At 60.3% G+C, this 12,414-nt stretch carries 8 protein-coding genes; 1 reads left to right on the top strand and 7 read right to left on the bottom strand.

Annotated elements, in window-relative coordinates; genetic code table 11:
* Position 1: 1 nt before the first annotated feature.
* From ABD903_RS10430 to kduD, 4 genes are all read right to left on the bottom strand, one after another.
* Entirely contained in the window at positions 2-1,759 is a 1,758-nt protein-coding gene (locus ABD903_RS10430; RefSeq protein WP_345223948.1) for a RagB/SusD family nutrient uptake outer membrane protein, read from the bottom strand.
* 23 nt (positions 1,760-1,782) lie between these two features.
* On the bottom strand, positions 1,783-5,085 hold the full coding sequence (locus ABD903_RS10435) for a SusC/RagA family TonB-linked outer membrane protein (RefSeq protein ID WP_345223950.1): 3,303 nt from the start codon (positions 5,083-5,085) through the stop codon (positions 1,783-1,785).
* A gap of 31 nt (positions 5,086-5,116) precedes the next feature.
* Positions 5,117-5,947 (bottom strand): 5-dehydro-4-deoxy-D-glucuronate isomerase, encoded by an 831-nt coding sequence (gene kduI / locus ABD903_RS10440; protein WP_345223953.1) that lies wholly within the window; start codon positions 5,945-5,947, stop codon positions 5,117-5,119.
* 61 nt (positions 5,948-6,008) lie between these two features.
* Entirely contained in the window at positions 6,009-6,779 is a 771-nt protein-coding gene (kduD, locus tag ABD903_RS10445) for a 2-dehydro-3-deoxy-D-gluconate 5-dehydrogenase KduD (RefSeq protein ID WP_345223955.1), read from the bottom strand.
* A 282-nt stretch (positions 6,780-7,061) separates the two neighbouring features.
* Here kduD and ABD903_RS10450 point away from each other — a divergent pair, with 282 nt between their 5' ends.
* Positions 7,062-8,081: a LacI family DNA-binding transcriptional regulator gene (locus ABD903_RS10450; RefSeq protein ID WP_345223957.1), complete on the top strand. Its 1,020-nt coding sequence runs from the start codon at positions 7,062-7,064 to the stop codon at positions 8,079-8,081.
* Positions 8,082-8,218: 137 nt separating this feature from the next.
* Here the strand turns inward: ABD903_RS10450 and ABD903_RS10455 are convergent, their stop codons facing one another.
* The 3 genes from ABD903_RS10455 to ABD903_RS10465 form a co-directional block, all read right to left on the bottom strand.
* Positions 8,219-9,283 carry a T9SS type A sorting domain-containing protein gene (locus ABD903_RS10455; protein WP_345223959.1) on the bottom strand — a complete coding sequence of 355 codons (1,065 nt, stop codon included), beginning with the start codon at positions 9,281-9,283 and terminating at the stop codon, positions 8,219-8,221.
* A 174-nt stretch (positions 9,284-9,457) separates the two neighbouring features.
* Positions 9,458-10,645, bottom strand: coding sequence for a pectate lyase family protein (locus ABD903_RS10460; protein WP_345223960.1), 1,188 nt, complete (start codon positions 10,643-10,645; stop codon positions 9,458-9,460).
* A gap of 91 nt (positions 10,646-10,736) precedes the next feature.
* Positions 10,737-12,362, bottom strand: coding sequence for a glycoside hydrolase family 43 protein (locus ABD903_RS10465; RefSeq protein ID WP_345223961.1), 1,626 nt, complete (start codon positions 12,360-12,362; stop codon positions 10,737-10,739).
* Positions 12,363-12,414 lie beyond the last annotated feature (52 nt).

The following is a 12,414-nucleotide window of genomic DNA, read 5'->3' on the forward strand; positions in this document are numbered from 1 at the left end:
GTTAGTAGCTCGGGTTCTGCGTCAGCCTGTTGTTGGTGTTGCGGGCTTCGGCCGGAATGGGAAGCAGTTGCCGGGCTTCGGCAAAGCCGGAAGCAATGTCAGCAATGCGGGCCTCGGTGATGCTGGCGCGCCAGTTCACGCGCGTGGTGCCGGCCGGCTGCGTAGCGGGGGCCGGACCATAGTAGGAGTTGACGGGCGGGAACGTGGGTCCGTTGGTGGTGTAGTACAGGTACTGCGGAACGTTCTCGTTGGGGGTGGCATCAATCCAGTCGCGCAGCGTGGCTTTGATTTGCGCGAACTTGGTGCCCAGCATGTTCCACCGAATCAAGTCGTATTTGCGGATACCTTCACCACCAAACTCCAGGTTTCGCTCGTCCATGATGGCCTGCTGAAACGCGGTGTAGCCGGCGGGCGGGGTGGGCAAAGTGCCGGTATAAGCGCGGCGGCGTACTTCCAACAGGGCCGATTGTGCAGCGGGCGAAGGACCGTTCAACGACTCGTTTTCGGCTTCGGCAAACATCAGCAGCACATCGGAGAAACGAATAAGCGGCCAGTTAAACTGCAGACTTTGCGAAGCCCCTGCCTTCAGCGAAGTATTGTTGCTCCATTCGCGGCGGAACTTGCCGTCGTAGGCGCTGATGATGGTGGTGGGAATGCGCCGGGCTGCCGCGTCGATGGAATACGGCGCGATGGTTACGTCGCGGCGGGTATCGTTGGGCGCAAAAGCGTAGAAGTACGTGGGCTGCAGCACGATGGCGCCCTGGGTAGTGGTACCGAAGGTGCTAGAAGTAGCCGTTACCCGCGGACCGTTGAAGTACCCCAATTTGCTGTCGGTGAAGGAGCTGTTGCCGCCCATGCCCACCTGGAAGATAATCTCGTTGGCTGCGTCGCGGCGGTACTCACCAATGGCGCGGAAAGGCTCTTCGAAGGAGGCGTTCAGGTTATGCTCGCTGCGCAGGGCCATCAGTTCGCGGCATTCTACGCGCACAGTGTCGTAGAATTTCTTGTAATCCGTGGCCCGTTCCATGCGCGAGGTTTTCGGATCGAAATAGAAACTAGCGCGGTACAGCGCAAGACGGGCGCGCAGGGCCTTCACGGCACCTTTGGTAATGCGCTCATCCTGGGCTACCGTCGAACGCCACGGCACCAGCTTTTCGGCCACGTCCAAGTCGCTGATCATGCGGTCGAGAATCGCGTTGCGGTCCACGCGCTCTAGGTTAAAGTCCTGGCCGGTCACAGTGGGCTCGTAGGGCGCGGGCACGTCGCCCCAGTTGCGAATCAGCTCAAAGTAGTACTGGGCGCGCAGCGTGAGGGCTTCGCCGTGCAGGCGTCGTACCACGGCCAAGTCGGGGCCGCCTTGGTACTGCGCCATCGTCGGAATGTACTTGATGCAGATGTTAGCGCGCTCAATGCCGCGGTACATTGCGTTCCAGGCGTTGCGCACGTCGGCGTTGTCCACGGCCGTGTTGTAGCGGGCAATACCGCGGCGGCCGGCGCCGGCGTCGTCGCCAGTGGGCGAGTTCAGGAAATCCTCCGAGTCGTACGGGAAATAGCCGCTGATGCGGTTGCCGTAAGCCACGTCCCCGGTCATCGGAGCGTAGGCCCCGATAACGGCGTTGTAGGCCCCGTTAACGGTACTAAACACCGCTTCGGCCGTTTCTACGGACGTGGGTTCCACGTCGAGAAAGCTGCACGACATGATGCTCGTCAGGCCGACGATGCCCAAGGCGGCAAGGGTTGAACGGAATATGCGCTTCATGGGAAATGCTCGGTAGGGAGGTATTAGAAAGTCAGGTTCACACCGGCCAAGAAGGCCTTGCTGCGCGGGTAGGCTGCGTAGTCCACGCCGGGCGTCAGCGGCGACGAGCGGCGGGTGTTCACCTCGGGGTCGAAGCCGCTGTACTTGGTGAACGTGTAGAGGTTGTTGGCCGTCACGTAGAAACGGGCTTGGCTCAGGCGGGCGTACTGCGTTATGGATTTGGGCAGCGTGTAGCCTAGGGTAATGTTGTTGATGCGCAGGAACGAGCCGTCTTCGATGGCCTCCGAGTGCGGGAAGAGCACCCGGGTAGGCGACCAGATTTGAGCGTTCTGATTCACGCGGCGCGAGGTTTCCAGGTCGGTGATGATGGCGCCGTTCTCGTCGATGGTGCGGTACCGGTCTTTCATGATGGCCAACCCGTTGCTGAGTTGGGTGTTGGTCAGGTAAGACGTCAGCTCAATCTTGTTGGCGTTGTACACATCGTTGCCGTACACCCAGTTCAGGAAGATACTGGCGTCGAAGTTCTTGTAGGCAAACTGCTGGTTGAGGCCGCCCGTAAACTTGGGGTTGGCGTTGCCAATGATGGTGCGGTCGGCGGTGGTTACTTCGCCGTCGCCGTTCACGTCCTTCAGCTTGATGGTGCCCGGCGTTACCTGCTCGTTCACACCGCTAAAGCCCGTTACGCTGCGGTCGGAAACCACGCCCTGCTTCAGCACCCAACGGCCGTTCACGTAGCCCGAGAAGTCGTCGGCGGTGTAAAAGCCCTTGCTGCCGTTCTCCATGTCCACCACGTACCCGTACATCAGGCCCACTGGCTGGCCTACCCGCACGAGGTAATCGGCGGCAATGGCCGTACTAGCCCAGCCCGAGTACACGGGGTTCAGCTGCGAAACGCCGCCTAGGTCTTCTACCCGGCCACGGTTAAAGGACGTGTTAGCGTTAGCCGTCCAGGTGAAATCCGGCGTTTGCAGCACCGTGCCCGACAGTTGCAGTTCCAAGCCGCGGTTTGAGGTAGAACCGATGTTGATTTGTTGGGTGGCGTAGCCGCTGGTAGCCGGAATGGACAGGTCCACCAGCAGGTCGCGGGTTTTGTTGTAGTATACGTCGGCCGTGAACTGCACCCGGTTGTTAAACAAGCCCACATCCAGGCCCACGTTGCTCGACGCCGTGGTTTCCCACTTCAGCTTGTCGTTTGCCAACGACGTAGCGGCAATGCCCGGCACGAGCACCCCGTTCAGATCGTAGTAGGAATTGATGACGTTGTTGGTTCCCGGCTGATTCCCGATCAGAATACCAAACACGGGGTCGTAGAGGAAATCCTTGATGCGGTTGTTGCCGGTCAGGCCGTAGCTTAGGCGCAGCTTCAGGTCCGATATCGTGGCTTCGTAGGGCTGCATGAACGACTCCCGCGAAATGCGCCACGCGGCCGAAGCAGCGGGGAAGTAACCTACTTGGTTGCCCTTTTTGAACTTCGACGAGCCGTCGGCACGCATGGTCAGCGTGAGCAGGTATTTGTCGTCGTAAGCGTAATTAAGGCGACCAAAGCCCGACAGCAAACGCGAATTTTCCTCCAGACCGGTGCGCGGCGCCGGTTGCGGCGTGCTAGGAGCCGACAAGTCACGTTGGGCAATGTTATCGATGGCCTGCTCTGCCGAAACCCCCAGCGGCAGGTAGTAGCTCGTAACGTCGAGGAAGGGGTTGCGGCGGGTATATATTTCCTGGCCCAGCAGTGCATCAAACGTGTGCTTATCCCGCTTCAGCGCGTAGCTAAGCACGTTCGAGTTATTGAACGTGACGTTCTGGCTGGTATTAAGAACGACATATGGCAGGTTGCCGAAGTTGCGAATGGCGGGCGAGTAACGGCCGTAGAACGTGTCGACGCGACGGTTGGTGTTGTCGAAGCCTACCGTGGTGCGCAGGGCCAGTTCCTTGGTGAAGTTGTAGCTGGCCGAGCCGCTCAGGTTAAACACCCGACGCCGGTCGCGGCGGTATTCGTTGTTTACCGTCAGCACCGGGTTCGAGAGGTTGCCCGAGGCGTTGAAGAAGTCGTCGTCGGGGTTTTCGTCGAGGTTAATGCCGGCAGTGCTCTGGCTGGCTGTTTCCAGCGGCTGGTACACAATGGCGTTACGCAAGCGGGTGTTGGTTGTAGAGCCCGAACCTTGGTTGGACGTACCAGACCCGTTGCTCACTTGGTCGGTGAGGCGGGTGCTAAAACCGAAGCGGAATTTCTCGTTGGCTTTGTGGTCGAAGCGGAAGTTGAGCAGGTTGCGCGAGAAGCCCGAGTTAATCTGGATGCCGTCCTCGTCGTTGCGCGTCAGGCTCAAGGAATACGTTGTGCCCTTCGAGCCGCCCGCCACTTGCAGGTTGTGCGTCTGCTGGAAAGCATCGCGGCCAAATACCTTGTCCTGCCAGTCGATGAACTCCGCGTTGCGCACCTGGTTGAGGGTGTCGCTGTTGAAATTGATGGAACCGAAGCGGCTCTTGATGGATTGAAACGCCGAACCGCCCGCAATACGGCCCCGCTCGTAGGCGTAGTCCACGTAATCGGCAGGCTGGAGCACGTCCAGGGTTTTCGTGATGCGGCGGAAACCGGCAAAGCCGTTGTAGCTCACCGTGGTTTTGCCCTCGCGGCCGCCTTTGGTGGTGATAATTACCACGCCGTTAGCACCGCGGGCCCCGTAGATAGCGGTTGCCGCTGCGTCCTTCAGCACGTCAACCGACTGAATATCCTGCGGCGAAAGCACCGACAGGGCGTTTTCCAGCTGTACCCCGTCCACCACGTACAGCGGCGAGTTGTCCTGGGTAATGGAGCCTCCGCCGCGCACCCGAATCTGAAAATCGGAGCCTGGCTGGCCTTCCGAAGCCGTCAGCTGTACGCCGGCCAAACGGCCCGTCAGCGCTTCGGCCGTGGAGTTAACCGGAATGTCTTTGATTTGGGCGGCACTCACCGACGATACCGAACCCGTAACGTCGCGCCGGTTAACTTCCTGGTAGCCAATAACCACCACATCGTCGAGCACCTTCTGATCTTCCTTCAGGCTCACCGTCAGCTCGCTGCGACCGTTCAGGGCCACGTCTTGCGGTTCGAAACCAATGAAGCTGAAACGCAGCGTAACGTCGCCGGTGCTGGGTACGCTCAACGTAAACTTACCGTCGGGGTCGGTGGTGGCCCCAATGGTAGTGCCTTTCACCACCACGGTTACGCCGGGCAGTGCTTCCGATTTATCGGCGGAGCGGACCGTGCCTTGTACCCGGCGCTGCTCCTGCGCTGCGGCTACAAGCGACACTCCGAGAAGCGGCGCCAGCAGTAATAAATTTCGTTTCATGGGAAGTAGAAGAGGGAAAACGAAGGGAAAACTATTGGAGCTCGTGCAGCGCCACGGCGTCCATGTCGGTGTATTCGCGGTTCTCGCCGGCCATGCCCCAGATGAAGGCGTAGGCCGCCGTGCCGCAGCCGGTGTGCACCGACCAGGGCGGGGAAATAATGGCTTGCTCGTTGCTCACCCACAGCGGGCGGGTGGCCGTGGGCTCGCCCATGAGGTGCAGCACGCGCTGGCCCTCGGGCAGGTTGAAGTAGAGGTAAGCCTCCATGCGCCGGTCGTGGGTGTGGGCGGGCATGGTGTTCCACACGCTGCCGGGCTGCAGCTGCGTGAGGCCCATCACCAACTGGCAGCTCGGGATGCCCTCGGCGTAGATGTATTTGTAAACGGTGCGGCGGTTGGCCGTTTCCAGCGCGCCCATCTCCACCGGCGTGGCCTCGGCCCGGGTGCGGCGCGCGGTGGGGTGCACCGCGTGGGCCGGCGCCGAGAGTAAGTAGAACTTAGCCGGCTGCCCGGCGTCCTGGCTGCGGAACACCACCGCCCGCGACGCCTTGCCCACGTAGAGGCAATCCTGGGGGCCCAGCGCGTACGCGGTGCCGTCCACGGTTACCTGGCCCGCGCCGCCTACGTTCAAGATGCCCAGCTCGCGGCGCTCCAGGAAATACTCGGCTTTCAGGCTCGCGGGGTTGGGCAAGGCCAGCGCCTCGGCCGTGGGCATGGCGCCGCCGATAATCATCCGGTCGTAGTGCGAGTACACCAGCTCGATCCGGCCCGGCGTGAACACCCGCTCAATGAGAAAGTCAGACCGCAGTTGGTCGGTCGTCAGGGCGGCGGTTTCGCGCGGGCTGCTGGCGTGGCGTTGGAGCATGTGGTTCGGGTAGCGAGGTTGAGGTAGTGGGTTGGAAGAATGGCGGGCGGAAGCGGCAGAGTTACCGTCCCATCCAGCCACCGTCGACGGTGAGGATGGTGCCGTGCACGTAATCGGCGGCCTGGGAGGCCAGGAACACGGCCGGGCCCTTGAAGTCCTCGGGGCGACCCCAGCGGCCGGCCGGAATGCGGCTTAGGATGCTCTGGGAGCGGTCGGGGTCGTTGCGCAGGGCCTCGGTGTTGTCGGTGGCGATGTAACCCGGCGCAATGGCGTTAACGTTCACGCCGCGGCCGGCCCATTCGTTGGCCAGGGCTTTTACCAGGCTACCAATGGCCCCTTTGCTGGCGGCATAGCCCGGTACCGTTACACCGCCCTGAAACGTAAGCAGCGAAGCCGTGAAGATGATTTTGCCACTCCCCTGCTCCAGCATGCGGCGCCCGATTTCGCGGGCCAGCCGGAACGGAGTGTCGAGGTTAATGGTCAGCACTTCGTCCCAAAATTCGTCGGAATGCTCGGCCGCCGGTTGGCGCCGAATGGTGCCGGCGTTGTTGATCAGGATGTCGATGCGCGGAAAGTCCTGCTGCACCTTCGCGATAAACGCGTCTACCTGCTCGCGCTGGCCGAAATCGGCTCGGTAGGCGTAAAACTTACGGCCGAGGGCCTGCACCTGCTGCTCCGTTTCGCTGCCGCTCAGGGCCAATGAGGCCGACACCCCGATGATGTCAGCGCCGGCTTCGGCCAGGCCCAGGGCTATTGCCTGACCAATGCCTTTATTGCAGCCCGTAACCAAAGCTACTTTGCCCGCTAAACTGAACCAGGGTGCGTTACTCATTCGACGAATTGGGAAATGCGTTTGGTACCTTTCCGGTGCATCCGGATACTTGCGGAGCACATAGCATGTGGCCCGGTTTGTTAATTTTCATAGCTTACCCCACAAAAGGAAGCCCCCCGCAACCTTTATTTGCGCAATCGTTATCGGGAACGTTGCCATTTCGTTCAGCAACTTAATTTCCGCAAATTCCTCCGCCTCCCTTCCGCCCAATTCGTTTTCCGCTACCACCCGAAAGCAGTTTGCCTAACGCCTCGGCATATTGCACTTTAACAAGCCAAGCCCTTGGACACGATTACCATCAAAGACATAGCCCGCGCCCTTAACCTGTCGACCTCCACGGTGTCGCGGGCATTGCGGGGGAGCTACGAAATTAACCCCGAAACCAAGCGCCTGGTGATGGAGTACGCCGAGCGGCTGAATTACCGCCCGAACCCCATTGCCCTCAGCCTAAAGGGCAGCAGCTCCCGCGCCATTGGTGTAATTGTGCCGCAAATAGCCAACTACTACTTCTCGCAGGCCATTAACGGCATCGAGGCCATTGCCTACAACCGCGGTTACCACGTTATCATCTTTCAAACCCACGAGTCGTACGAGCGGGAAGTGGCCAACGTGCAGGCAGCCGTATCACGCAAGGTGGATGGGTTGCTGATTTCGCTCTCGAGCGAGACGGCCGACATTTCCCACATCAAGGACCTGCAGCAGCGCAACATGCCCATCGTGCTATTCGACCGCGTGTCGAACGACATTGAGGCCACGCAGGTGGTAGCCGACAACTTCGGCGGGGCGTTTGCCGCCACCGAGCACCTCATTGAGTCGGGCCGCCGGCGCATTGCCCACCTCACCATTCCGCCCTGGCTGAGCATTACCCAGGAGCGTTTGGCCGGCTACCGGGCCGCGCTGGAAAAACACGGCATTCCGTTCGACGAAAACCTGGTGCGCTACGGCACCTTCGGGCCCGATGAAGCCGGCCAGATGGTAGACGAGCTGATGGCCCTGGAACCGCGCCCCGACGCCTTTTTTACGGCTTCCGACCGCCTCGCTCTGGGCTGCCTGGCGGCACTACGCCAGCGCAAAATGGCCATTCCAGAGGAAGTGTCGCTTATTGGATTTACGAACCTGAACGTGGCCGATTTACTTTCTCCCTCGCTGAGTACGGTGGTGCAACCGGCGCAGGAAATTGGGCAGGTGGCCGCCGAGCGCCTGATCGAGCTGATTGAACGTAAGCAGCGCGCCACGCCCGTGGGCACGGTAAAAATTCCCACCGAACTCATCGTGCGCGAGTCGTCGCGGCCGGCGCAGTAAGCGTTGTTAGTTGTCAGGTCGGCTTAAGAATTTACCTGGCAACTAACAACGAAAAACGAGCAACCCATTTACTTTTGATTTATAAAAAAAAGCGCCGCTGGATAGCTCCAGCGGCGCTTTTTAATGCTCTGTTTGAATTACTCCTTGATCAGGCGCGAGGTAATGCGGGCATTGTCGCTGGCGTACTCCACCACGTACACACCCTGCGTCAGGCCAGCCGCCGATACGCTGGTTTGGTTGGTGTTGGGCTTAGCCACAAACGAAGCCACTTGCTGACCGGTAACCGAGTACACGTTGATGCGGGCTTCGTTGCGCAGGGAAGCGTGGTTCACCACAAACTTGTCCTGGGCCGGGTTCGGGAATACTTCCAGACCGGCTACGGCCTTCGAGCTGCCTTTGCTGCTGGCTACCACCGGCTGCAGGCTCTTTACCAATACATCTTTCAGCAACGCGTAGCGCGCAACCCCCGTGGAGCTGCAGCTGAAGTACATGCGAATGGTAAGGGTTTGGCCAGCGTTGATGGTAACGCCGCTAGCACCCGCCAGGGCCAGGCGGTAAGTGCTGACGTTACCCGTAGTGGTGTTAACTTGGGTCAGCGGAATGGGAGCCGGACCATCGGCGGGCAGCGTGGCGGTAGCCGGAAAACCGCCGCCAACCGGGCCCAGCGGGCCTTTGCCGCCGGTAATTACCGTGGAGTCGCTAGCGAAATTGGAGCGCGAGTAGGCCACCGCCAGGTTAGCGCCCGAGCTGGTGAGCATGAACGAGGAAGTGGCAATCAGCGAGTCTACCCGCACCGTGGCACCGGTAGCAGCCGTTACCGTGAACTGCTCGTAAAACGTGCGGCGCACCGTGCCACCGGGCCCACCGGCTGCCGTACCCCAGCCCGAGCCGTTGGGCAAGGGGGCAAAAGCCTGGCCGAACTTAGCCGAATACGGAGGCACAGCCGCCCGGAGCGTGGCTCCGTCCTGAATGGGCTGGTTGTCCGACACCACAAAACGCTTCAGCGTAACGGGGCTGGCGGTAACGTTTGCCGAACGCACGGCGGCGCTGTCCTGGGCGTTAACGCGCAACGACCACAGCTTGTAAACCGGCGTAGGGGTTTGAGCATGCGCCTGGGTGCCGAAGCACAGGCCGGAAACCACAGCGGCGGCAAAAGCCACGCTAAACTGACGGCCCAACCGGGAGAGTACAAATTGATTCATAAGAAGAGGGAAATGAAAGGAAACGAGCAGCTTGACTGCATTTCGTAAGTAAGTTGCATCAGTTCCCACCCACCTGATGCAAGGCCGGGTTTGATAATTTATGCAAACGATGCCGGGAACGTTACCAGTGATTTTCCGCAATCATCAGAAGCTTTTCACCTCCGCTAGAAGTCCTTATTTTGGCTGGTCCAGCTTGCCGATTCCGGCGCTTTCCATCACCACTTTTTTCACCTCGGCAGCCGGGGTCAGGGCCTCTGCGTACGCGTAGGTCAGCTTCAGCGGCGTGGGGCAGGTAACGGTGGTGGGCTGGCTGCCCGAGCAGTTGTTGTACACGTTGTCTGACGCATCCCAATAGCCGGGGGCCGGGCTGTTCTTCGTTACCACCGGGTCGCGCACATCTTCGAAGTAATTTTTCTCCACGCGCAGGCAAGCACCCATGCGGCTGTTTACGCCGGAGCCGCGCACGTGCTGGTAGTAGTTGTTAAACACGTGGCCGGTGCCAAACCGGAAGCTGGGCACGCGCTCCTTAATGTTGCGGTAGTAGTTGTGGTGGAAAGTGATTTTGCGGTCCTGGTTCTGGGTTTCCTTGTCAGATGAGCCCACCAGGTGGCACTTGTGGTGGTCGTGGAAATAACTCCACGATACGGTGATGTACGCCGCGTCGTCCTTGGCATCCACCAAGCCGTCGTACAAATCCTGGTTGGGTTGGGTGGCGGGGTCAGCGTTGTAGAACTCGCAATGGTCCACCCACACGTTCTGGCTGCCGTTTTGGATGGTCACACAGTCGCCGTCGTTAGCGGCTACCTGCGCCCGTTTTTCGCTGTTGATGTACGTTTTGGTGACGGTGGCCATCGTGAACTTCAGGTTCTGAATAATCACGTTGCGGTACCCGCTGATGTTCAGCCCTACGCCTTCCAAAAAGCCGGCTGTACCCACCCCACGCAGGGTTTTATTCGATTTCACTTTCACCGCCGCTCCTTCGGCGCCACCCGAAATGGTACGGTCGATTAGGATGATGAGCGGCTCGTTGCTGGCGGCCAGAGCAGTCAGTTCCGCCAACGTAGTGGCCGTAACAGTGCGGCCCCCAGCGCCGCCGCTGGTGCCGCCGTTTTCACTGGCAAACCCGATTGGGCCGCTAATGATGACTTGCGGTGCCGAGCTTACGGGGGGCGTTACAGGCTCGGCCGGTTGCGTGGGGATACTTTGCGCGGCAGGTTCCGCAGTGGCAGCCGTGCTTTTCTGTACGCTGGAGCAGGAAAGGCCTGTCAGCAGCAGCCCCCCAGCGGCCAGGGTGCCCGCGCTAGCTGAAATGGTGCGGCGCAGTGCCCGCGAGGAGCACCAAAAAGTAGTTTGCTTATGCATGGCAGGAGTTGCTTGGGTGGATGGCATGCATCTTGGCGCACGCCTGGGGTATGCGAGACAGAGCGCGACTTAAAGACAGTGCCGATGGCTCTTACTCGACGCGGAACCAGTCCACGTCGGTGTTGCCGGAGTCGTTGAACTTGCTGTTGCGGGAGCAAAAAAGGCCCATTTTGGCACCAATCCACTTGCCTTCGCGGGCCTGGAATTCTGTGCCCAATGGTTGGTACGTTTGCCCGTCGTAGCTGTAGCTGAACTGGCACTTGGCGCCGGCTTTTACGGCTACGCGCAGGTACAGTGGCTGCGTGGCTTGGGTGGCGGGCACTTCCACCGAAGCGTTGGTGGTTTCGGCGGTGAGTTTGTCGGCGCTCTGGCAAACCGTTTGGCTGAGCTGCAGCTTGCCGCCCTGGTTGGTTACCGAGAGGTATGCGTAATCCAGGCCCATCATCATCAGCCCAACCTTTTCTCCTTCCACCCGCGGCGAGAAGGTAAGTTTGGTGGTTGCTGTAAACGCCTCAGCGGGCAGTTTTTGCAGCAGCAAATTGGGTACTTGCCAGTAGTTTTTGAAGCCCGCCGGCAGCGGCACCGAGTAGAGGCGCAAGTAACCCTGCGGCCCGTTCAAATATGCCCAGTAATCCTGCGCGTTGGCGTGCCATTGCCACTGCAGGCCCAGCGTGTTGCTCTCGAAATCATCGGAAGTTGCGGGCGTGGCCAGCGGCTGCGTCTTACCCTTGATGCCGGGCTTGCGGTAGGTCATTACGGGCTGGCCCTTGCCGTCGCCGTCGGGGTCTTCGCCGATAACGGGCCAGTCGTTTTTCCACGTCATGGGCTGTAAATGCACCACGCGGCCGTACGCGCCCTGGTCCTGAAAATGCAGGAACCAGTCTTCGCCCGAAGGCGTGTCGACCCAGGCGCCTTGGTGCGGGCCGTTTACGGTGGTTTTGCCCTGGTCCATCACAATGCGGTCTTCGTAAGGGCCGAACACGTTTTTGGAACGCAGCACGGTTTGCCAGCCGGTGGAAACACCGCCGCCGGGTGCAAAAATGTAGTAGTAGCCGTTTCGCTTGTAAAACTTCGGGCCTTCAATGGTGGGGTGCTTGGCGTGGCCATCGAACACCAGGGCATCGTCGCCAATCAGGCGCAGGCCATCGGGACTCATCCGGCTCACGGCAATGATACTTTTGATGCCAGCGCGGGAGCCCGCAAAACCGTGCACCAAATAGGCTTGGCCGTCGGCGTCCCAGAGCGGGCACGGGTCAATCCAGCCCTTGGCCTCCTTCACGCACACCGGTGCCGACCACGGCCCGGCCGGGTTCTTGGCCGTCGTCACGAAAATACCCAGATCGGGGTCGGGATAGTAGATGTAGAACAGGCCTTTGTGGTGCCGAATGGCGGGGGCCCACACGCCGTTGCCGTGCTGCATTTCGGCGTAGCGGGCCAGCGGGGGCTGCTTCTGGAATACAGCCCCGATAATGCGCCAGTTTACCAGGTCGCGGGAGTGCAGAATCTGCAGGCCCGGCACGGCGTTAAAGCTCGACGAGGTGAGGTAGTAATCCTGACCAACGCGTACCACGTCGGGGTCGGAATAATCGGCGTAGAGGACCGGGTTTTTGTAGGTACCGTTGCCGAGGTCGGGCACCCATACGTTCGAAAGCGACGACGATTGCGCGGCGCTTAGCAAGGGCAGCAACGTGAGCAGCAAACACAGGAGTCGGGGCATGCGAGAAAGAAAAGTAGTAGCGCAGGCGTTCGGCTCGATTTGTACTCGCGTT

This window comes from Hymenobacter koreensis (assembly GCF_039541855.1).
Lineage (GTDB): Bacteria > Bacteroidota > Bacteroidia > Cytophagales > Hymenobacteraceae > Solirubrum > Solirubrum koreensis.

What these genes read in the sequence shown, in the direction of transcription:
- ABD903_RS10430 (WP_345223948.1), bottom strand. Translation starts at nt 1,759, where the DNA reads ATGAAGCGCATATTCCGTTCAACCCTTGCCGCCTTGGGCATCGTCGGC.
- ABD903_RS10435 (WP_345223950.1), bottom strand. Translation starts at nt 5,085, where the DNA reads ATGAAACGAAATTTATTACTGCTGGCGCCGCTTCTCGGAGTGTCGCTT.
- kduI (WP_345223953.1), bottom strand. Translation starts at nt 5,947, where the DNA reads ATGCTCCAACGCCACGCCAGCAGCCCGCGCGAAACCGCCGCCCTGACG.
- kduD (WP_345223955.1), bottom strand. Translation starts at nt 6,779, where the DNA reads ATGAGTAACGCACCCTGGTTCAGTTTAGCGGGCAAAGTAGCTTTGGTT.
- ABD903_RS10455 (WP_345223959.1), bottom strand. Translation starts at nt 9,283, where the DNA reads ATGAATCAATTTGTACTCTCCCGGTTGGGCCGTCAGTTTAGCGTGGCT.
- ABD903_RS10460 (WP_345223960.1), bottom strand. Translation starts at nt 10,645, where the DNA reads ATGCATAAGCAAACTACTTTTTGGTGCTCCTCGCGGGCACTGCGCCGC.
- ABD903_RS10465 (WP_345223961.1), bottom strand. Translation starts at nt 12,362, where the DNA reads ATGCCCCGACTCCTGTGTTTGCTGCTCACGTTGCTGCCCTTGCTAAGC.